Below are 19,050 nucleotides of genomic sequence, written 5' to 3' on the forward strand. Positions count from 1 at the left end.
TTTATAGAACATGTGTTTCTTTACCTCTTCCTAAAAGCATTTTAATTTAGCGCTGTGAAAGTCGTTTGTTTTGGGCCAGGCCCTCAATTTAAAGGAGGAATCTCTAACTATAATACATCGTTGGCGAAAGCCCTTGAAAAGCATGGTGCGGAAGTTCATATTGTATCCTGGACGCAACAGTATCCTGCAATCATTCCAAGAGACTTTATTGACAGAAATAGCAAACTGGACTTTCTGAAGGGAACCCATATCAAGGTCACGTATTTAACAAATTATAATAATCCGCTTACCTGGAACAAGACTGTGAATTTTATCAACTCGCTTCAGCCTGACATAGTGATTTTTCAATGGGCCATTGCATTGCAAGGGCTCCCAATTGGATGGATGGCAAGAAAGCTGATGCGTTCAGGGAAGGCTGAAGTTGTGATTGATTGTCATCTGGTAATTCAAAAAGAAGCATCATCAATTGATAAATATTTCAGTGCTTATGGATTAGCCTCTGCACATACCTACATCGCACATGCCTATAAAACCGCAAATGAGTTACAGACACTTTATCCTGAAAAGAAATTTCTGGTAAATGAAACAGGAAGCCGGGGACGGAATGAAAATCCGACGATCATAAAATTATTTCATCCAATCTATGATTTGTTCAAGCCTGATCTGCATTTCAACAAAGAAAAAGTAAAAGAGGAATTACATTTAAAGCGCTATGTATTTCTCTTTTTTGGATTCATTAGAAAATACAAGGGATTGCACAATGTAATACATGCGTTTAAAATGGTTGCTGAAGAAAGAAATGATGTTTCGTTGCTGATTGCGGGAGAGAGTTTTTGGAATACGCTTGACAATAAGAAATTATCTTCAAGGGTGAAGAACATGTTGTTTAAGTGGGCTAAATCTCTTGTACTTAAGCAAAGTGAAAACGAACAGGACTATAACCCTTTAACACTAATTGATGAGTTAAATTTAAAGAATCAGGTGACTGTTATCAATCGTTTTATTCCCAATGAAGAAGTTCCTAAATATTTCCAGGTAAGTGATTGCATTGTTTTGTACTACCTCACTGCGACTCCTTCCGGAGTTGAATCACTTTCCTACAACTTCAATCTTCCGGTATTGGCCACAAGGGTTGGACATTTCCCTGAGACTATAAAAGATGGATATAATGGTTACCTGGCTGAACCACAGGATATCGCATCAATGGCCAAACAGATGTTAAGGTTTATTGAATATCCCATTCAAAAACAAAACGTGGAAGCCTCCACACATGATATGAGCTGGGACAATTACGTGAAGGCTATTTTGAATAACCGGAGCTAACAACTTTTTTTCAACAAATGGATTAAACCGATATCTGGCAGATTGATTTGACTCGAAAAAGGATTCAGGCTATCTTAATGATTATCAAATGCAAAGACAGCTTGTAAAGTTTTTTTATGTTTACGGGTGAATTAATTGGCAAATGTTAGAAAAAGCACCCGTATAGTTGCAAAAACACAAAGGAAATAAAGGTGTTTAGCAATGCGTACTTTGCGCCAATGCGAGAAAAACCATGTAGCGGAAGTGTCGTACACCCTACTTCAATATTCAATTTGCTCGTTAACTTTCATTGACTATCTTTGCAGTCCAAAAAAAATAACAACCAGCATGCTCATCATCGATACCCGCGACAGCGAATCCCTCGACAAGGCATTAAAGAAGTACAAAAAGAAATTTGAAAAGGCCGGTATTTTAAAACAATTGAAATCCCGCCAGTCTTTTACAAAACCTTCTGTCAGAAGGCGCGGAGAAATTCTGAAAGCTGTTTACCGTGATGAGGTTACCCGTCAGATGGAAGCGCAATAAATATTCTTTTGCGCCCTAACTTATGCCTATATTTGTTTTGTAAGCATTTGTGATCGGGATGGATTTAAGAAGTTTCCTTCAATATCTTCAATACGAAAAGCGCTATTCTAAGCTCACTATAGTAGCTTATGAAAACGACTTGATGCAATTCTCCCTTTTCCTGAAAAGGAATTATGAGTTAGAAAATATTCTGTCGGCACAGCATGTTTTTATACGTTCCTGGTTGGTTTCACTTATGGAATCAGGCACAGGTCCGCGTTCAATCAATCGAAAATTATCAGCTTTAAAAACTTTCTTCAAATTTAACCTGAAGAATGGCGCGATTGATCATAATCCGATGACAAAGGTAATAGCACCTAAGATACCTAAACGTCTTCCTGTTTTTATCAACTCCAAGCAAACGGATCTTCTATGGCAGCACTTCGATTTTGGTGAGGATTTTCCCGGCCTTCGCAACAGGATTATTTTTGAGCTGTTTTATGCAACCGGAATGCGACGCGCTGAACTGCTTCAACTTACAGATCAATCAGTTGATTTCTTTAATCTTACAATCAAGGTTCTGGGGAAAGGAAATAAAGAACGAATCATCCCCTTTAATCCCCAGTTAAAGGAACCTGTCAGGGAGTATATTTCTATACGTAACAAGACTTTTAACAGCGCTGTTTTCCCATCTTTAATTGTTTCAGATTCCGGTCTCCCGATGAACCCAAGAAAAATTTACTCGATTGTTCATGATGTATTGCGACAGGTGACAACAGTTGATAAAAAAAGTCCACATGTGCTACGACATACTTTTGCGACACAACTTTTAAATAATGGAGCAGAGATAAATGCGATTAAAGAATTACTGGGACATTCCAGTCTTGCAGCGACACAGGTTTACACACATAATACAATTGATAAACTAAAAGACATTTACAGGAAGGCCCATCCGAAGGCCTGATATTGCTTTAGCTTTTTTCTTCAAATAAAAAAACAAGTGAGCCATGAACGTGAAGATTCATTCCATCCATTTCGATACTGATGAGAAACTGGAGAGTTTTATTCAGAAAAAACTTCATAAACTGGATTCAATAGTCACCCATATAATTGATGCACAGGTGACATTAAAATTGGATCATAACAAAGGGACAGTAAAAGATAAGATAGCTGAAATCAAGATTCAGATTCCGGGTAAAACCTTATTTGCAGAAGAGCGCAGTAAATTGTTTGAAGAATCTGTTGAACTGGCTGCCGACTCGATAATCCGCCAAGTGAAAAAGCACAAGGAGAAAATCCGGAATTAATTTTTAAAACACTTTCTCGTTTCTTATTTATTCCCGTATATTTGCCCACCTTTTTTGAGGGGTCGGAACATAAGTGTGCCTGTTACAATTTGTTCAAATGCTTTACAGGAGCGGTTCTTAACGATGCGGGTTTTTTGTTTTCACAAATTCCGCCTGCTAGGGAACGCTATATTGGCGGGTGGAGTGGTGAACAGATGCAGGATGTTTGATTGAAAATTGAGGATTTGACTTAATTAGTCAGTTAAAATTGGGTGTTCATTTTAACAATAATTGACCGGAGAAAATGAATGCCGATGTAGCTCAGCTGGCCAGAGCTACTGATTTGTAATCAGTGGGTCGGGGGTTCGAATCCCTCCATCGGCTCTTTGAATAGTGAAAGTTTGATGAAGTTAGCGGAGTCTTGTTGGTTCTGAGAGCTGAAACAAACAACCTGGGGAGATTCCAGAGCGGCCAAACGGGGCAGACTGTAAATCTGTTGTCTTATGACTTCGGAGGTTCGAATCCTCCTCTCCCCACAATAATTGAAAATTGAAAGATTTTCAATTGCAGGAGCAGGCATATGATTTCGTTCTTTTTTTACTGATTTATTTTTAAAGATTGCAAGAGGAGGAAGAATGATTAATGTATCCGTTTGCACTTTAAAAAATTATAAGCGGGAGTAGCTCAGTTGGTAGAGCATCAGCCTTCCAAGCTGAGGGTCGCGGGTTCGAGTCTCGTCTCCCGCTCTGCAAAGTTTACTAAATCCGGTGCTGGCAATACAACCGACCGTAAATTGAAAAACTGGCAGGCGTTCGCCGATGTAGCTCAGTTGGTAGAGCACATCCTTGGTAGGGATGAGGTCACCGGTTCGATTCTGGTCATCGGCTCAGGTATTTTGGATTAAAGGAAAATAGCTGAATAGAGGTAAAGCTATATTGAGTTAGTTAGATGTTTATTGAGTCAGAGGCTGTTGTGAGATTAAGATTGAATTTTCCCATTAAATTGGGTGGTCATGTAGCTCAGAGGAAGAGCAACCCGTCAAAGCGGGAAGGATATTCTGATCGTTTCAGAATCATTGACACAAAAAGTGGATGTGAATGATTGAATTCATAGCATGCATTTTTCATTCGAACATTGCTTTTTAACATTTTTAAACCTTCATCAAACATTAAGTTATGGCTAAAGAAAAATTCGAACGTACCAAACCGCACGTTAATATTGGTACTATCGGTCACGTGGATCACGGAAAGACCACGCTCACCTCTGCGATTACCTACGTGCTTTCTAAACAGGGTTTGGCTGAAGTGAAGTCTTACGACTCCATTGACAATGCTCCTGAAGAAAAAGAACGTGGTATCACGATCAATACAGCCCACGTGGAGTATCAGACTAAGAGTCGTCACTACGCTCACGTTGATTGTCCTGGTCACGCCGATTACATTAAGAACATGGTGACAGGTGCCGCACAAATGGACGGTGCTATCCTTGTGGTTGCTGCCACTGACGGTCCGATGCCACAAACGCGGGAACATATTCTGTTAGCCCGTCAGGTTGGTGTTCCACAGGTTGTGGTGTTCATGAACAAAGTGGATCTGGTTGATGATCCTGAATTGCTTGAACTTGTTGAAATGGAAATTCGTGAATTACTGACTTTCTATAAGTTTGATGGTGATAAAGCTGCTGTTATTCGTGGTTCTGCTTTAGGTGCATTGAACAACGATCCTGCTGGTCTTCAGTCTATCCAGGATTTGATGGATGCCGTTGACAAAGAGATTCCTGTTCCTGTTCGTGCTAAGGATAAAGCTTTCCTGATGCCGGTGGAGGACGTTTTCTCTATTACCGGCCGCGGTACAGTTGCCACCGGACGTATTGAAAGAGGGATGATTCATACCGGTGATCCGGTGGAAATTATAGGTCTTCAGGACCAGTCATTAAAATCGACTGTTACAGGTGTTGAAATGTTCAGAAAAATTTTGGACGATGGTGAAGCCGGTGATAACGTTGGTTTGCTGTTACGTGGTATTGAAAAGGATGACATCCGTCGTGGGATGGTAGTTTGTGCTCCAGGATCCATTACACCTCATACAGAATTTAAATGTGAAGTGTATGTGCTTTCTAAAGAGGAAGGTGGTCGTCACACACCATTTTTCAACAATTACCGCCCTCAGTTCTATCTCCGTACAACAGATGTTACAGGAGAAGTTCAATTGCCAAGTGGTGTTGAAATGGTAATGCCAGGTGATAACATTTCTATCTCTGTGAAACTCATTACGCCTGTTGCCATGGAAAAGGGATTGCGTTTTGCAATTCGCGAAGGTGGACGTACGGTAGGTGCTGGCCAGGTTACTGAGATCATTAAGTAGTAAAATTTCCATTGGCAGTTTGCAATTTGATAGAACATCAGATTGTAAGCTGCCAGTTTATTAATGGAATTTCATTATTGGCTGATCTGGGATTAGGAAAAGGACTGGGACAAAACCATTAGTTGAATATTCGATTGAAAGGATAATAATAAAAGGGTGTAGCTCAATTTTTATCCCGACTAAAGTTGGGACAAAACCATAGGTTGAGTGTTCGATTGAAGGAATAAACGGGTGTAGCTCAATTGGTAGAGTAGTGGTCTCCAAAACCATTGGCTGAGGGTTCGAGTCCTTCCACCCGTGCAGAAAAAATAGTTAACAGTTTTTAATAATTTATATGAATCAAATCACAAATTTTTTCACTGAAACCTACAATGAGCTCATGCACAAGGTTTCGTGGCCCACGTGGGAAGAGTTGCAGGCAAGTACAGTAGTTGTTACGGTAGCAGCAGTTATCGTGGCGTTTATTGTTTTTGTAATGGATAAAGCTGCAGACTTAGCGATGACCACATTTTACCATTTATTCTAATCAAAAATAAAGCAGTTATGTCTGAAGAGAAAAAATGGTATGTGATGAGGGTGATCAGTGGTAAGGAGCGCAAGATCAAGGAGTACATTGAAAATGAAATAAGCCGCAGTGGTTGGAATGAAATCATTTCCCAGGTACTTGTTCCCATGGAAAAGGTTTATAAAGTCAAAGACGGCAAAAAGGTAATTAAAGAGCGCACTTTTTATCCTGGATATATATTGCTTGAGGCAAATGAGACAAAGATGAATGGCGATATGTTTTCGGCGATTAAAAATATTTCAGGGGTGATTAATTTTTTAGGAGGTGCAAAGCCACAGCCACTTCGTAAAACTGAAGTAAACCGGATTTTAGGTAAGGTGGATGAAATGGCAGAGGTTGGTGAAACCATCAGCGAGCCGTTCCTTATTGGAGAAAATGTTAAAATAACAGATGGCCCATTCAATGATTTTATCGGACTGATTGAAGAGGTGAATGAGGAGAAGAAAAAATTGAAGGTGACTGTAAAAATCTTTGGCAGAAAGACACCAGTAGAATTAAACTACGCACAGGTAGAAAAGCAATAACTTAAAATTCAGCAGCCGGATAATTTATTATCTGCCTGTCAAATCATAATCAAAGAAGAAAGTTGATTCGTTGACCTGAGATGCTTCACTCCGGTTACTTGGCAGTTTTGATAGCTTCATTGATATTTTAAATCGCGTGCATCATTTTTCCAAACAACTGCGGTCCCGGTAAATGGGAAACTGCATTAAAAAAAATAAAAAATGGCTAAAGAAATTGAAACATTCATAAAACTACAGGTAAAGGGTGGTGCAGCGAATCCCGCTCCTCCTATTGGACCTGCTCTTGGCGCAAAAGGCGTAAACATCATGGAGTTCTGCAAACGATTTAACGCGCAGACTCAGGATAAGCCCGGAAAGACATTGCCTGTAGTAATCACTGTTTTTAAGGATAAGTCTTTTGAGTTCATCATCAAGCAGCCACCGGTTGCCATATCACTTCTGGAAGCAACTAAAAAGGAGAAAGGCAGCGCAGTACCAAATCGCAATAAAATTGGCAGTGTAAACTGGGAGCAGGTTCAAAAGATTGCTGAGGAAAAAATGAGCGACCTGAATTGCTTTACGCTTAATTCGGCCATGAAAATGGTAGCAGGTACAGCCCGCTCTATGGGATTGACTGTTGAAGGCACAGCACCATTTTAAGCAACCTTATTTCAAAAGCAGATTCAACTTCAAACAAAATTTTCAACCCGTTCTTTCTTAAGGAACGGGTTTTTTTATGCCAAGCAATGAGGAAACCGGTATTCAATCTTCTTTTACGCCACGACCTTCCTTAAGAATTTTTCCATCTTCTTTCAGCTTTTTCATTATGGCATCCAGAATGCCGTTAATGAATTCACCGCTTTTTGGAGTGCTGTATAATTTGGCAAGATCAATATATTCGTTCATGGTGACCTTAAGTGGAATTTCAGGCAGGTAAAGCATTTCACTCACAGCCATTTTCATCAATATGAAATCCATCATGGCGAGACGCTCCTTGTCCCAGTTTTCCAGAAAAGGTGCAATCAACTCATCGAGTTCGGTTTCGTGGTGAAGTGTGCTGCGAAGGAGTTGAATAGCAAATTGCTTTTCTTCTTTTGTCTCTTTTGAATCTCTTACTACAAATGATTTTTGAGCCGGTGATAAAGCTGTTATCGTATTCATAACTGAGTGATAAATGGCATCTTTGTCATCCAGCCATCCGGGAAATATATCTTCAATGTGTTGCTGGAATGTTTCATTTGGATAAAGAATTTTCTTATAGAGGAAAGAGATGATTTCCTTGTCATCCGGCAACAAAGGATTTTCCAAATGGGAATAGGCATAGTACTCAGGTGTTTTTTTGAGTGCCTGAAAGAATTGCCGGAAATAATCTTCTTCAATGCGGTTGTCTAGTTTTTCCCGGCGCATTTCTTTATAGATTTCTTCCGTCTCTACAAAATGCTGAATAATGAAATTATGAAAAAGCTGTACAGAGAGAAAATTATCTTCTGCTGAGGGGATGTGTTTTCCTGCACGAATCTGAACATCCTGGATTACAAACTCAGTGGTTTTAGAAAGTATATACAAATTGTAAAGAAATGCCCTGTAAAAACTGTTAATGTTTTCCAGCATCGTTTTTTCTAAGCGCTCTACAGTTTTCTCATGGTCATGTGTATGAGCATACACTGTTTGCATTACCTTAATACGAACATTTCTTCTGGAAAGCATCCTGTGATTTTGAAAAATGAAAAGTCAATGAACTGAAACAAATTAATGTTTTATTACCGGTTTTTAATGATACTTTTCCCATTAGATGTTCTCCCGTAAGGAGCCTGGGAAAAACACACATTGCCGTAATAATTATCTTCTTGCATTCAAATGCGCAATGCTTTGAATGCGCTCTTCCGCAATTTCATTCGCGGCTTTATAAGTAGGTATTTTTTTGTCTTGCGCATAGCTGAAAATATCAAGTGTGCGTTGATAAATTTTTTCAGTCTCTGTTTTCACGCGTTCGCGGTTATATGTTTCCAGTTCCATCCCTACGTTTATCAGTCCACCGGCATTAATTACAAAATCGGGTGCATATAAAATACCTTTGTCGATCAGAATCTGGCCATGTTTTTCTTCAATGGCCAACTGATTATTTGCGCCACCGGCAATGATGGAACATTTTAGTTTATGAATGGTATCATCATTCACCGTGGCACCAAGCGCACAAGGTGCGTAAATATCAACGTCCTGTATATAAACGTCTTCCGGTTTCACAGCGGTTACTTTATGCTTCTTGCTTATTGCCATAAGCCGGTCTGCATAAATGTCAGTAACATAAATTATTGCACCTTCCTGTTCCAGGTAATTAACCAGGTGTTCGCCTACGTGCCCGATTCCCTGTACGATTACTTTTTTTCCTTGTAACAAATCATTGCCATACACTTTTTTAGCAGCAGCTTTCATTCCCATGTAAACACCTAATGCGGTAAATGGGGAAGGATCTCCGCTTCCGCCCAGATATTCCGGCAGTCCGGTAACATATTTTGTTTCGCGGGCAATCCATTCCATATCCTCTTTCGAGGTCCCAACATCTTCCGCCGTTATGTACTTTCCGCCGAGACTTTGAACAAATTTTCCATACCGGCGAAACAATGCTTCAGATTTTTCTTTGCGCGAATCACCAATGATCACTGCTTTTCCTCCGCCCAGATGAAGGCCGGTTATCGCAGCTTTGTAAGTCATTCCACGGGATAAGCGAAGAGCATCTGTAATGGCTTCCTGATCACTTGCATAATTCCAGAAACGTGTGCCACCTAATGCCGGTCCCAACACTGTATTGTGAATGGCAATTATTGACCTTAATCCGGAAGATTTATCGTGACAAAACACCACTTCTTCATGATCCATGGAGGCCATCCGGTCAAATACCGAAAATGGAGTGGAAATTTCTGCGGGAGCGTTGGTAGCAACAGCCATCAAGAATGATTTTTGTAGAATTAAACAATGAATTGATTAAAATTAGTGCCTCTTTTTTGAACCCAATACCACTACATTTGCTTTGGTATTAATTCTGCAAGATGTGACACTGAGAAGGCCTCAAAGGTAGTTTTATTTTTTTGAGGTGGCAATGTAACACTGATTGTGAAACCCACAATGAACCATTTAAAAGCGCTCCATAAATATTTGTATAAGTACCGTTTGCGGCTGGCAATGGGTATTGTATTTATCACGTGTTCCAATTTGTTTGGTGTCTATTCGCCACAGGTGGTCCGGCACGCTGTTGATATGATTACCAGCCAGATTTCGTATCATCAGTTTTACAGCAAATCCGGACTCGATCACGAATTCATGAAGCTGTTTGGAATTTCAATTTTGTTTTTTGGAATGGTGGTAGTGGTGCTGGCCATTCTTCGGGGTATATTTTTGTTTTTTATGCGGCAAACCATCATTGTGATGTCAAGGCTGATAGAATATGATCAAAAAAATGAAATCTTCGCGCATTATCAAAAGCTTCACCTCGATTTTTATAAGCGCAATAATACCGGCGATCTCATGTCGAGGATTACAGAAGATGTTTCCAGGGTAAGGATGTATACTGGTCCCGCAATTATGTACACCATCAACCTGTTAGTGTTGTTTATCATGGTAATTTATACCATGGTAAGAGTTAACCTGGAGCTGACTTTGTATACTGTGGCACCCTTACCGATATTAGGGTATTCCATTTATTATGTGAATGGTATCATTCAAAGAAAGAGCGAAGCCATTCAAAGGCAGTTGTCCTTTTTAACCACCATTTCACAAGAATCATTTTCAGGTATTCGCGTCATCAAATCATATGTGCAGGAGAAGTTCATGAATAACTATTTCAATCAGGAATGTGAAAATTACAGAGGCAATAATCTCGAACTGGCAAAGGTGGAAGCGATTTATTTTCCCCTCATTTTTTTACTGGTTGGGTTAAGTACGGTGCTGACCATTTTTATTGGAGGAACCCAGGTAATCCAGGGGAAAATTACCTCCGGAAACATTGCGGAATTTGTGATTTACATCAATATGCTTACATGGCCAATTGCCTCAGTAGGCTGGGTGATGGCATTGGTTCAACGTGCTGCAGCGTCTCAAAAACGGATTGATGAGTTTCTCCGTGTTACACCTGAAATTACTTCGCAATCTTCAGCCGGAATGAAAGTGAAAGGGCTGATTGAATTCAGACATGTTTCATTTACTTATCCGACAACTGGTATCCACGCATTAAAAAATGTATCGTTTACAGTGAAGCCGGGAGAGCGAATGGCCATTATTGGAAGAACAGGGTCAGGGAAATCTACGCTTGGACAATTGATCGTGCGGATGTATGATCCTGATTCCGGGTTGATATTGCTGGATGGAAAAGAAATTAAATCTTTGGACTTGTTTGCGCTCAGACGTCAGATCGGGTATGTTTCACAGGATGTTTTTTTATTCTCTGATTCTGTATTTAACAATATTGGTTTTGGAATGGAGGCAGAAGATTTCGATAAAGAAAAAGTAGTGGAAGCGGCAACTTATGCTGCTGTACATTCAGATATCCTGCAGCTCCCGGAACAATACGAAACAATTGTTGGCGAGCGCGGTGTTACATTATCGGGCGGACAAAAGCAGCGTATATCTATTGCGCGTGCACTCATCAAAGATCCGAAGGTTGTTGTATTTGATGATTGCCTGTCAGCAGTGGATGCGCAAACAGAAAAAAATATCCTGGGTTACCTTGATACGTTTCTTCATGACCGAACCACGATTATTATTACGCACCGGATATTTTCGTTGTTCAATTTTGACAAGATCATTGTGATTGATGATGGTGCCATAGCAGAAGAGGGTAATCATGATTCACTAATGCGGCAAAAGGGTGTATACTATGAATTATTTGAGCGCCAGCTCCTGGAGGAGAAAAGAGCAGTTGACGCTCCTGTTTCTTAACTATCATCCTGCTGCTGGCTGAATTTATTTTAAATTTCATCTAACGTTTATGGTTCCATTTTCGCAGCTCACGAAAAGATTTTGAATTTAGAATTGGAAAACAATATATTTGCGAAGGTTAGAAACAAAACATATATACTGTGGAGGAAAAAAAAGGAAATTTTAAATCTGATTCAGTTTTCTCAAAAAAACTGAGGGCAGGAAAAAGAAGAACGTATTTCTTCGATGTGAAGTCAACCAAAGCGAATGATTATTTTCTTACGATAACAGAAAGTAAGAAGCGCCAGGATGACAGCTATGAGCGTTTCAAGATTTTTCTTTATAAAGAAGATTTTAACAAATTTCTTGAATCGCTTACAGAAACAATAGATCATGTTAAGACGGAGTTGATGCCGCACTATGATTTCGACGAATTTGCGAAACGCCAGGCTGAGTACGAGAAGAATCGTGAAATGAACAGGTTGGAAGGAGGAGATGCTGAAACTGAGCATCATGATTTGACGTTTGCCGCAGATGCACCAGCCAAGAATTTTGATGAACCCATTAAAGATGTACAACCGGAACCACCGGCTCCATCAGCACCACCACCTCCTCCCGTCGATCATGTTGACGATGATGATTTAAAGTGGTAAGGCGTAATTTATTTGATTGATAAAACTCCCTTGAAAGGGAGTTTTTTTATTACAGTATGTCAGTTTCAGCATTCATATTATGTAAGGTATTTTTCTTCTCTGCATAAAGCTTATGCCATTTGAATAATGGCAAAGGGGCGTTTTCTGTGTTTTTACATTGTTACCTGGTTATCGTTATTGAAAGCGACACTTTGAAATGTAACCTGCAACTACCCTCATCAGATTTGATTTCAAATGCGTTATTTTGTGCCTTCAATCATAAAATTTAAACACCAAGGCATGAAAATTTCTACTGCTATATTTTTTGCCCTTTTATTTTTAGTCTTCACTACACCAAAAACCGCGAGTGGTCAGTTTCAATATGTATCACCGGTTCCGGGCAGCACCTATCACCATCCTGAAACAAATATTATTTTAAGAAACGGATCAATGATTGACAAGTCTTCTTTAAGTTCGTTGTTGATTCATGTAACCGGTTCGTTAAGTGGGGTACATGCGTGCCGGATTGTATTGGCTGATGATGGTAAGACAATAGTCATTTATCCGCTTAAGAAATTTTCAGAAGGCGAGCAGGTTTATGTGAATGTGGCTGATGGCTTCCGCAAAACAAATGGAGCACTCATTTCAGGAACTGCATTCCAGTTTGATATTCATCCTGTTTATTCATCCAATGATAAAGAAAGTATCAGGCAAGCACTTAAGTACGCAAAAGATATTGAGCTGATTGACTCCGGAATACCGGTTGACGCGCATGATGGTGATGTGCGGGATCTTTGTGCAATGCCAACTTATACCATTACTTCTACAGGTAATGAATTAAAGCAGGATGTGTTTTACTTTAACTTCAGAGGTGGTGATGGATGTTTTGGTAAATCCATAATCAGCAATGAAGGTGATTCACTTTATGCAACATTTGATGATGAACGCGGAATTGGTTTCACAATTAATAAAAACGGATATCTCACTTATTACAATTATGTAGACAGTTGTTTTGATGTGATGGATTCATCCTACAATGTGGTAAAGCAGTATTTCATGGGAAATGGTTACCGTGCAGATGAACATGAGTTCCTGATTTATCCTGATGGAAAAAGTTTTATGATTTGCTATGACACACATCCGAATCAGGATCTCTCTGACCTTGGAGGTTTAGATACAGTAGATGTGATTGGTTGCGTGATACAGGAACTTGATGCAGATCAGAATGTGATTTTTCAGTGGCGAAGCTGGGATCATATGTTATATACGGATGCTATTGGGTGGGCTTTCATTGCAGTCACACAAGGTCAACCGGTTTTTGATTGGACCCATTCTAATTCGTTGGAACTGGATGCGGATGGTAACCTGCTGTTATCTTCCAGGCATTTATGTGAAATTACCAAGATTGATTTGACAACAGGCGAGATGATGTGGAGGATGGGAGGTGACAATAACCAGTTTACATTTGTTGACGATCCTGATGCTACTCATTTCAGCGGGCAACACGATTTTCGAAGACTCGCAAGTGGAAATTATACGCTTTTCAACAATGGTAATAATGTAACTCCGAATGTTTCAAGTGCAAAGGAATACCAGCTTGACCAGGTCAATAAAGTTGCTACGATGGTATGGAAATACAAACATCCGATGGTCGGCAATGTAAATGTTTTTGGTCCTGCCATGGGCAGTGTACAACGTCTTTCCAATGGCAATACTTTTATTGACTGGGGATTGTTGTCATCAAATATTAACCAGGTACCGCGCTTTTCAGAAGTGGATGCAGCGGGAAATATTGTTTGGGAATTTAACTTCGACAGTGAATACTATGTTTCCTATCGTGCACATAAATTTGACTGGAACCGGTGTGCACCTGTTGTAGATTCAATGTTTGAGCTTACTTACATTACTTCTGATTCGGCAGTACTTGAATGGTCTGTACCCAATTTTAATTCCTCTTTTATTTTTCAATACAAACTGGTCTCTGCTTCCGGCTGGACCTCTATTCCGGTTGAAACCAATACTATTACACTTTCGAATCTCCAATCTGATTCATCTTATGCCTGGCGCATACAATCTGTTTGCACATCTGTGCAGGATTCTTCTGCTTATTCCGGAGTTGACACATTCACCACGCTGAGTACCATGACTGAATTTATTTCCGGTGAACAGTTTTCGATAGCAATGTATCCAAATCCTGCCACGGATAAATTAATAGTATCATTTGGAATGAATCAATCAGTTCAGGTAACTCTTTCCTTGACCAACATTCTTGGAGAGATCAGTTTAGAAGAATCGTTCATGTCAGTAAAGGGAACTAACTTTAACACAATAGACCTGCATCAATTGCCATCCGGAATTTACGTGGTAACGTTGCAAAGCTCCCATTCAACTTATAGAAAACAGTTGGTTGTGAGGTAGCATTCAGTTACCATGCAACCATTTTACATTCAAATTATAAATCAACGCTCCTGCTTCAATAACTTTACCTGTAGTGTCTTATCAGGAAGACTTATCTGCAATAAATACATACCTGCTGATTGGTGGGAGAGATCTATTGGAAGCTGATTGGTACCGGAATATAATTCTGTTGATTTCTTCTCAATAAGTTTTCCCACCTGATCAAATACTGCATAAGAAATCACTGATGCATCATCTGCCACAACTTCTAAATGGATCAAATCATGAAAGGGGTTGGGATAAACATTCATTGTTTCATCGATGATTTGATTAGCAGATGTTCCGTTATTTTCTCCGGCATCGCGAAATACCGTACAGTGATAATGAAATGCATTGCTGTCAATCAGTCGTGCCACCACGGCATCAATACCACCGTGGTAACTTCCATAAAGTTTATGTATCGAGGGCCCGAGTTGCGCAGCAATGTCAATGCTTCTTGAATTGAAGGCCACATACAATTCTCCATACTTCGTGATAGCGAAAGATGGATTGTAACTCAATTGATTCTCTCCATTTACTTCATTGCCTGAGCCGCCTAAATAGGTGGAGAAAACAAGCGACTGACCGACAGGTTTATCCGACAGTTCAGCAATAAAGGCATCACCAACCGTGCCCGGACAATAATTTGCACCCGGTTTTCCATTGATGTATTTAAGCATTGGATCTTTCAGTGGAAAAGGTGTGAAATTGTCGGGATTCGGAACCGGCAGACAACTTTCTTTCTGTGAGCTATAGGTGATTCCACCAATGATTACATGATCTTCTTTCGCACCTTTTCTCCAAACCAAACCAACTGATTCTTCATCAGCATATCCTCCGAAATAAGTACCCCAAAAAGGAGCACCACCTGCGTTGGGCAATTTGATTACAAAGGCGTCGAACTGACCATTTCTTGTTGAGTCGTATCCGTGTGCCCAGGGCAGGTTTGCGCTGTTGGTCTGACCCACCAGAATAATATTTCCATTATTGTCAACATCCATATCGCGCGCACGTTCGATGCCGGTGCCGCCAATGTATGTAGCCCATGTTTTGGTGTAGGTGCCATCACCATCATCATCTTCCCACTTGCCAACAAACGCATCAAGGTCCCCACTTAACGAAATATCAAACGCATTGCCTTCTGCAATGCCACTTGAACTCGGCGTAGTGCCATCAATAAAAATATCCGGCGGATTTGTGCCTTGCTGGTAAACCGTGATGCCATGACAACGGTCTTTTCCGGCGCCGCCGATGTAAGTAAAATAGTCAAGGGAATGAAGATCTGAAGAGAATGTTGCGAAGAATCCATCCCCCGCACCTTCAAAAGTAGTATCCTCTGTATGAACTGCATTTTTATACAAGTCAGCGCTTTCAGTGTAACCAACCACCAAAACTTTGTGATTGATAATGGTTATTCCAAGTATCTGATCCACTTCTTCTGTTATTGCATCATTGCCACCGAAATAAGTCCATCTCTGAAGGTCACCTTTCTGATCATATTTAGCGATAAAACCGTCCCAGGTACCAACAGGAGTATCACGAAACGGAGTGGGACCACCATCACATGTAAATGCTAAGGGACCTGTTCCACTGGTCTTCATTTCTCCGGCTACATATACAAAAGTATTTCCTGAAGCATCGTAGTCCATCGCAAGGGAATATGCATAATCAGTTTTCTTTTTATTGCCAAGATATCTTGAATATAGTAATTCACCACAACGGTTATATTTTGCAAGCAATACATCTCCTTTTCCAAAAGAGAGGAGATTTCCCGGACACGATTCGGTGGTTCCTAATGCAGAACGAGTTCTTCCCACTACGTAAATATTTTCCGGATTTTGGTTGTCCACTTTTATATCATCAATCAATTCATCATCTTCAAAATTCCAACCTGTTGCATCATCGCTGAAGTAGGCACCCCAATCCACAATGTTGTATTGTGCTTCAGAAGAAATTGCAAGACACAGGAAAATAAAAAACAAGCAGCCAGCATGAAGTAATTTAACTGTTTGTTTTTCAAATGGGTCCTTTGAAAATGAATTGAATAACTGTCTCATAAAAAATGCATTCAGAAGTTTAAAAGAATGACATCACCTTCAATCTGTTCAATAGATAGTTTATGATAGGAAAGCTTTAACGATTGCTTCAATAACGCGTTGATATACTCAGTATTTCCTGCTTTGGTTTTTCATCTACCAAGTTAAGTCAAGTTTAATAGAATAAAGGAAACAAATTTATATGCGTATTAATTAACGCCATATAGAGGCGCATCAGAAGGATGAAATGCAATTCCTTTTCAAAAAGCTGAAATCCATTCTTTGAATTGGGTTGAATTTATTCGAAAGAATGAGTGCGGCTTGTGGGGATTACTCATTATCAGCCAAAATAAATAATGACTGATCAACCGGGCCATTCCGTTATCTATCAACGGCCAATTATTACACTGGTTGAAACCGGAGGCAATAGATAACTCCTACACCCGATCAACTGCTGAGTAATACCACTCTCAACTGATAAAATGATTTTTTAATAACGTTAAAGGTTATTAAAAAAAGATTGATGTCTATTGACGTGAGGAAACGCTAGTACCTGTTCCTTTCTTTCGGTTTTTGAAATGATGAACTGCCTTTCCGGTGTGGTTTTCTTTCACGGCGTTCTTCATTTTCATTCTGTACTTCTACCCGAATGCGCCTGCCACGGTAAGATGCACCTTTGAAAGCATGCACTACGGGGTTTACAAATTGATCATCAACATAAAAAAAAGAATACGCTCCTTTGAGCTTGAGGTTCATTATTTCTTTGCCTTTCAATTGAGTAGCCTGCCGGATGATTCCCAATAATTTTTCTTCGGTAAGCTCATCCATCTTCCCAAGATTGATGAACATGCGTTCACCATTGTGAGATTCTCCGGAAGAAGCATAGTCACGGTCACGGTAGGAAGTAGTAGTACGTTCCTGTATGTTAAGGTCACGAGCTCCGCGATAGTAATCCAGGAACCGGTTAAATTCAATAGAAGCAAAACGTTTAATAACTTCTTCTTTGCTCAGGTCTTTAAACTCTTCCATTACGGAAGGCATAAAGGGTGACATTTCTTTTTCATTTACTGTTACACCATGCACACGTTTAATCAATGCAAGCAGTTGTTGTTCGCAAACCTGCAATCCTGTAGGGACTTTTTTACGTTCAAATTTTGTCTGAATTTTTTTCTCCAGTTGTCTGATCTTCGAAATGTCGCGATCGTCAACCAATACCATGGAGATGCCGGTCTTTCCTGCACGTGCCGTTCTTCCACTGCGGTGCGTATAAAAATCCATATCATCAGGCAAGTGAAGATTGATGATGTGTGATACATCATTCACATCTATTCCGCGTGCAGCAACATCAGTGGCCACCAACAGTTGCAGGGTCCGGCTTTTGAAAGCACGCATCACTTTATCACGTTGTGCCTGCTGCAAGTCTCCGTGGAGGGAATCTGCGTTGTATCCATCTTTAATAAGTGTTTCCGCTATCTGCTGCGTTTCCGCTTTCGTACGGCAGAAAATAATTCCATAAATGTCAGGTGTGAAATCTACAATCCGTTTCAATGCCGAATATTTCTCGCGGCTGTTCACTACATAGTATTGATGTTCTATGTTTTCATTGGCGGTATTCGCTGTTCCGATCTGCACCTCGAACGGATTATTCATGTATTTTTTAGAGATGCGCCTGATTTCGGGTGGCATGGTGGCTGAAAAAAGCCAGGTCATTTTTTCCGCAGGAGTTGATTTTAAAATTTCATCAAGGTCTTCCTGGAAACCCATGTTCAGCATTTCATCGGCTTCATCCAATATTACAAAGCTTATAGTTTTGAGGTTGACGGCCTTTCTTCCAATAAGATCAATGAGACGCCCCGGCGTTGCCACCACAATCTGAACTCCGTTGCGAATGGTGCGCATTTGTTCCATAATGCCTGCACCACCATACACTGCAACTGTTTTTATTGCAGGAAGCCGTCGTGCGTAGCTCTTAATGTCGCTCGTGATTTGCATGCACAGTTCACGGGTTGGAGCAAGTATCAATGCCTGCGTATGCGCCAGGTCAGGATTGATCAATTGTATCAGCGGTAATCCGAAAGCAGCGGTTTTACCTGTACCGGTTTGGGCGAGGGCAATAAGGTCACGATTATTGACTAATAATCCAGGAATCACTTTTTCCTGAATTGGAGTGGGGGTTACAAAGCCCATTGTTTCTATAGCCTCCAGAATTGGCTGTGATAGCCCGAGGTCTGAAAAAGATTGCATTAAAATTTGATTAAGGTAATTGGGTGAGAATTAATGGCCGCAAGGTACGGCGTATTGGGCAGATTAGGGAGTAAGCGCTTAATATAGTTTGACAGGTATATGAACATTCAAATAGAAGTGGCTTTTCCAGACATGACAGAACAATATATAAATATTGAAAACCGATCAACCTGAAATACACGAGTCGATGCAAGTCATTGCAATTCCCAATTCCCAATTCCTATTCCGTCTTCAGACTCAAACCGAA

Annotated in this window: 15 protein-coding genes and 5 tRNA genes; 16 read left to right on the forward strand and 4 right to left on the reverse strand. The window is 40.2% G+C overall.

The window, feature by feature from the left end:
• Positions 1-54: 54 nt before the first annotated feature.
• From IPO83_13670 to rplK, 13 genes are all read left to right on the forward strand, one after another.
• Positions 55-1,323 carry a glycosyltransferase gene (locus tag IPO83_13670; protein MBK9732305.1) on the forward strand — a complete coding sequence of 423 codons (1,269 nt, stop codon included), beginning with the start codon at positions 55-57 and terminating at the stop codon, positions 1,321-1,323.
• A gap of 327 nt (positions 1,324-1,650) precedes the next feature.
• The gene (locus IPO83_13675; GenBank protein MBK9732306.1) at positions 1,651-1,848 is read left to right on the forward strand and encodes a 30S ribosomal protein S21; all 198 of its coding nucleotides are present in this window, start codon (positions 1,651-1,653) and stop codon (positions 1,846-1,848) included.
• Between the two features lie 58 nt (positions 1,849-1,906).
• Positions 1,907-2,791 (forward strand): tyrosine-type recombinase/integrase, encoded by an 885-nt coding sequence (locus tag IPO83_13680; protein ID MBK9732307.1) that lies wholly within the window; start codon positions 1,907-1,909, stop codon positions 2,789-2,791.
• Between the two features lie 43 nt (positions 2,792-2,834).
• Positions 2,835-3,134, forward strand: coding sequence for a ribosome-associated translation inhibitor RaiA (locus tag IPO83_13685; protein MBK9732308.1), 300 nt, complete (start codon positions 2,835-2,837; stop codon positions 3,132-3,134).
• Positions 3,135-3,423: 289 nt separating this feature from the next.
• Positions 3,424-3,497: transfer RNA gene (locus IPO83_13690), tRNA-Thr, on the forward strand.
• A gap of 69 nt (positions 3,498-3,566) precedes the next feature.
• Positions 3,567-3,649, forward strand: a tRNA-Tyr gene (locus IPO83_13695).
• Between the two features lie 137 nt (positions 3,650-3,786).
• Positions 3,787-3,859, forward strand: a tRNA-Gly gene (locus tag IPO83_13700).
• Positions 3,860-3,927: 68 nt separating this feature from the next.
• Positions 3,928-4,000: transfer RNA gene (locus IPO83_13705), tRNA-Thr, on the forward strand.
• A gap of 288 nt (positions 4,001-4,288) precedes the next feature.
• Complete coding sequence (gene tuf / locus IPO83_13710; GenBank protein ID MBK9732309.1) at positions 4,289-5,476, forward strand: elongation factor Tu; 1,188 nt, start codon at positions 4,289-4,291, stop codon at positions 5,474-5,476.
• Positions 5,477-5,703: 227 nt separating this feature from the next.
• Positions 5,704-5,776: transfer RNA gene (locus tag IPO83_13715), tRNA-Trp, on the forward strand.
• A 34-nt stretch (positions 5,777-5,810) separates the two neighbouring features.
• Positions 5,811-6,002: a preprotein translocase subunit SecE gene (gene secE, locus IPO83_13720; GenBank protein ID MBK9732310.1), complete on the forward strand. Its 192-nt coding sequence runs from the start codon at positions 5,811-5,813 to the stop codon at positions 6,000-6,002.
• Positions 6,003-6,019: 17 nt separating this feature from the next.
• On the forward strand, positions 6,020-6,565 hold the full coding sequence (nusG, locus tag IPO83_13725) for a transcription termination/antitermination factor NusG (GenBank protein MBK9732311.1): 546 nt from the start codon (positions 6,020-6,022) through the stop codon (positions 6,563-6,565).
• 201 nt (positions 6,566-6,766) lie between these two features.
• Positions 6,767-7,204, forward strand: a complete 438-nt coding sequence (gene rplK, locus IPO83_13730) for a 50S ribosomal protein L11 (GenBank protein ID MBK9732312.1) — start codon at positions 6,767-6,769, stop codon at positions 7,202-7,204.
• Between the two features lie 102 nt (positions 7,205-7,306).
• Here rplK and nusB read toward each other — a convergent pair whose 3' ends face one another.
• Positions 7,307-8,251 carry a transcription antitermination factor NusB gene (gene nusB / locus IPO83_13735; GenBank protein MBK9732313.1) on the reverse strand — a complete coding sequence of 315 codons (945 nt, stop codon included), beginning with the start codon at positions 8,249-8,251 and terminating at the stop codon, positions 7,307-7,309.
• A gap of 132 nt (positions 8,252-8,383) precedes the next feature.
• Positions 8,384-9,490 carry a Glu/Leu/Phe/Val dehydrogenase gene (locus IPO83_13740; GenBank protein ID MBK9732314.1) on the reverse strand — a complete coding sequence of 369 codons (1,107 nt, stop codon included), beginning with the start codon at positions 9,488-9,490 and terminating at the stop codon, positions 8,384-8,386.
• Positions 9,491-9,667: 177 nt separating this feature from the next.
• On the opposite strand from IPO83_13740, the gene IPO83_13745 reads away from it, so the two are divergent.
• The 3 genes from IPO83_13745 to IPO83_13755 all read left to right on the forward strand — a co-directional run bounded on the left by IPO83_13745 (position 9,668) and on the right by IPO83_13755 (position 14,505).
• Positions 9,668-11,476: an ABC transporter ATP-binding protein gene (locus IPO83_13745; GenBank protein MBK9732315.1), complete on the forward strand. Its 1,809-nt coding sequence runs from the start codon at positions 9,668-9,670 to the stop codon at positions 11,474-11,476.
• 140 nt (positions 11,477-11,616) lie between these two features.
• Complete coding sequence (locus tag IPO83_13750) at positions 11,617-12,108, forward strand: DUF3276 family protein (protein ID MBK9732316.1); 492 nt, start codon at positions 11,617-11,619, stop codon at positions 12,106-12,108.
• Between the two features lie 279 nt (positions 12,109-12,387).
• Positions 12,388-14,505, forward strand: a complete 2,118-nt coding sequence (locus tag IPO83_13755) for an aryl-sulfate sulfotransferase (GenBank protein MBK9732317.1) — start codon at positions 12,388-12,390, stop codon at positions 14,503-14,505.
• Positions 14,506-14,546: 41 nt separating this feature from the next.
• Here IPO83_13755 and IPO83_13760 read toward each other — a convergent pair whose 3' ends face one another.
• A complete protein-coding gene (locus IPO83_13760) occupies positions 14,547-16,580 on the reverse strand; it encodes an SBBP repeat-containing protein (protein ID MBK9732318.1) in 2,034 nt (677 codons plus the stop codon).
• A gap of 525 nt (positions 16,581-17,105) precedes the next feature.
• Positions 17,106-18,803, reverse strand: a complete 1,698-nt coding sequence (locus IPO83_13765) for a DEAD/DEAH box helicase (protein MBK9732319.1) — start codon at positions 18,801-18,803, stop codon at positions 17,106-17,108.
• Between the last annotated feature and the right edge of the window lie 247 nt (positions 18,804-19,050).

It is taken from the genome of Chitinophagaceae bacterium, from assembly GCA_016717285.1.
In the GTDB taxonomy this organism is placed as follows: domain Bacteria; phylum Bacteroidota; class Bacteroidia; order Chitinophagales; family UBA10324; genus JACCZZ01.

Excerpts from the sequence above, each read along its gene's own strand:
- IPO83_13760 (MBK9732318.1), bottom strand. The coding sequence starts at position 16,580 with ATGAGACAGTTATTCAATTCATTTTCAAAGGACCCATTTGAAAAACAA.
- IPO83_13675 (MBK9732306.1), top strand. The coding sequence starts at position 1,651 with ATGCTCATCATCGATACCCGCGACAGCGAATCCCTCGACAAGGCATTA.
- IPO83_13765 (MBK9732319.1), bottom strand. The coding sequence starts at position 18,803 with ATGCAATCTTTTTCAGACCTCGGGCTATCACAGCCAATTCTGGAGGCT.
- IPO83_13745 (MBK9732315.1), top strand. The coding sequence starts at position 9,668 with ATGAACCATTTAAAAGCGCTCCATAAATATTTGTATAAGTACCGTTTG.
- rplK (MBK9732312.1), top strand. The coding sequence starts at position 6,767 with ATGGCTAAAGAAATTGAAACATTCATAAAACTACAGGTAAAGGGTGGT.
- tuf (MBK9732309.1), top strand. The coding sequence starts at position 4,289 with ATGGCTAAAGAAAAATTCGAACGTACCAAACCGCACGTTAATATTGGT.
- IPO83_13740 (MBK9732314.1), bottom strand. The coding sequence starts at position 9,490 with ATGGCTGTTGCTACCAACGCTCCCGCAGAAATTTCCACTCCATTTTCG.
- nusB (MBK9732313.1), bottom strand. The coding sequence starts at position 8,251 with ATGCTTTCCAGAAGAAATGTTCGTATTAAGGTAATGCAAACAGTGTAT.
- nusG (MBK9732311.1), top strand. The coding sequence starts at position 6,020 with ATGTCTGAAGAGAAAAAATGGTATGTGATGAGGGTGATCAGTGGTAAG.
- IPO83_13680 (MBK9732307.1), top strand. The coding sequence starts at position 1,907 with ATGGATTTAAGAAGTTTCCTTCAATATCTTCAATACGAAAAGCGCTAT.
- IPO83_13755 (MBK9732317.1), top strand. The coding sequence starts at position 12,388 with ATGAAAATTTCTACTGCTATATTTTTTGCCCTTTTATTTTTAGTCTTC.
- secE (MBK9732310.1), top strand. The coding sequence starts at position 5,811 with ATGAATCAAATCACAAATTTTTTCACTGAAACCTACAATGAGCTCATG.
- IPO83_13685 (MBK9732308.1), top strand. The coding sequence starts at position 2,835 with ATGAACGTGAAGATTCATTCCATCCATTTCGATACTGATGAGAAACTG.